Origin of the sequence: Streptomyces sp. SID10853, from assembly GCF_010548145.1 — a bacterium.
In the GTDB taxonomy this organism is placed as follows: Bacteria; Actinomycetota; Actinomycetes; order Streptomycetales; family Streptomycetaceae; genus Streptomyces.
Genome location: NZ_JAAGLN010000448.1, coordinates 1 through 2,199 on the forward strand (window position 1 = coordinate 1; position 2,199 = coordinate 2,199).

Consider the following 2,199-nt stretch of genomic DNA (forward strand, 5'->3'; position numbering starts at 1 on the left):
CAGCCCGTCGTACCGCCCAAGCCCGCACCACCGGCCCCGAAGCCGAAGCCGCCGCCTCCCCCGGCGCCCGCGCCCAGGCCCACCCCGAAGCCCACACCGTCGCCCCGGCCCCCGAAGGCCAAGCCGAAGCCCCCCGCGCCGAAGCCGAAGCCGACCCCCAGGCCGACACCCACCCCGACCCCGACCCCGACACCCACGCCCACCCCGAAGCCGCCGCCCCCACCGGTACCTGCCGTCTACCAGGTCGCAGCCCTGGCGTACTCGCTGCTCGGCGACCACACCGAGCCCGAACTCAGCCTCAAGGACAGCGGGCCGGTCTGGCAGCGCCGCCAACTGGCCATGCGGGACACCGAGTACAACCGCGGCATCAGCGTGCACTCCCCGTCCAGCGTGACCATCCAGCTCAACCGCCGGTGCTCCAGCTACGAAGCGCTGGCCGGGGTGGACGACATGTCGCTCGGGGTCGGTGCGGTGCGCTTCTCGGTGTACGGGGACACGTCGCGGCTGTGGAGCTCGCCCGTGGTGCACGGCGACGATCCGCCCGTGCCCGTGCGGGTCGGGATCTCGGGCTACCGGACGCTCCGGCTCGTGGTCGAACGGGCCGGACCGTTCGGCTCGGTGGCGGTGGCCGACTGGGCGCAGTCACAGATCAGCTGCCGCCCCTGAAGCAAGGGCCAGGCCGCCCTGACGGCTCGGCTGCGCTGAGGGCTCGGCTGCCCCGACGGCCCGGCTCCCCCGACGTGACAGCTCGGCCCCATCGGCGGCTCCCCCACCCTGACAGCTCGGCTCCCCTGCCGTGACAGCTCCGCCCCCTCGGCGGCTCCACCGCCCTGACGGCTCGGCTCCCTCGGCCGCTTCCCCGCCCCGGCGACTCCCCCACCCCGGCGACTCGGCTGCCCTGACGCGGCTCCGCCTAAAGGCTCCGCCGCGGCACGACCCCGCCGGCCACCGCCCGCTGTTTCGGTGCCGCTGTCCCGGTCCAGCAGCTGCCCCGCCGGGACAGCAGTCTGCGCAGCCAGAGTTCGGTGGAGACCAGGTCGGCGAGCCCGTCGAGCGGCAGCCGCTCCCCCTCGGCGGCCGCCCGCAGCGCCTTGCGGACCACCCGCGCCTCGACCAGGCCGGCGTCCGCGAGCAGCGGGGCGTCGAACAGGGCGATCAGCGAGGGCAACGAGGCGCGCAGCCCCTGGTGGTGTGCGGCCGAAGCGGTCGTGTGGGAGGGGGCGCCCCAGCCGTCGGGCAGGTCGTGGATGCCCGCGCCCGCCAGCACCGTACGGAGGATCTCGGCCCGCGCGCCGGGCTGGACCCGCAGCGATTCGGGGAGCAGCCGGGCCGCCCGTACCACCTGGTTGTCGAGGAACGGCGCGTGCAGCCGCTGGCTCCTGACCTCCGCCGCCTGTTCGAAGACCCGGTGGTCCGCCGCGTACCGGGCGAGCGCGGCGCGGGCACGGGCCTCGCCGGGGCGCTGCACCGAGGTCGGCCGCAGCGCCGACTCCTGGAGGCGTACGGAGACTTCGGCGAGCGCCTCACCGGTCAGCCAGCGCGCCGCGGGCCCCGGACGTGACCAGGTGAGGGCCGCCAGCGAGGCATCCAGCGTGGAGCCTTCGGCCGCGTGCTGGGCGTCGCGGTCGCGCAGCAGGGCGGCCGCCGCTTCGATGCCCGTGCGGTACGGGGTGCGGGCGAGCCTGCGCGCGGCGCGGTAGACGGTGAAGGGGATGAGGACCGAGCCGTCCGCCCTGGCCAGCGCCGCGACCGGTTTGACCAGGTGGCGTCTGCGGCGGTCCATCAAGAGGTCGGCCAGGCGTGCCGGGTGCGCGTCGAGCACCTGGCGTGCGCCGTCGCCCACCAGATGGTCCGCGCTGCCCGAAGCGAGCCGCAGCCGGTGGCGCTCCGATGTGATCAGCGAAGGTCCCGGCTCGTCGGTGAGCGGGCCCGACTCCAGATCGGCGTACGGCAGGGCCTCTTCACCGCCGGCGACCACCACATGGTGCAGGCGCGGGTTGGCCGCGATGGCGCCGGCCCGTTCCAGTTCGGGCCCGTGGCCGCGCGCGGAGAGGTCGTTGAAGGTGACGGCGAGGAGGCGTTCCCCGGCGCCGGTGCCGTGGCCGAGGATCGTGCCCGGCACCCCGGGCAGCCCGGCCGCCAGGAGCGTGAGCGTGGCGGACGCGCTGCCGCCGGAGAGGTCGGCGCCGATGCCGGGGG

General features: G+C 75.9%; 2 protein-coding genes. One reads left to right on the forward strand and one right to left on the reverse strand.

Annotated features, from left to right (window positions below; all coding sequences use genetic code 11):
• Nucleotides 1-666 (forward strand): NPCBM/NEW2 domain-containing protein (locus G3I19_RS36165; RefSeq protein ID WP_203601151.1); only part of this gene is annotated, 666 nt, incomplete at its 5' end.
• Nucleotides 667-913: 247 nt separating this feature from the next.
• Here G3I19_RS36165 and G3I19_RS36170 read toward each other — a convergent pair.
• Nucleotides 914-2,199: asparagine synthase-related protein (locus G3I19_RS36170; RefSeq protein WP_239075055.1), on the reverse strand; the 1,286-nt coding region annotated here is incomplete at its 5' end.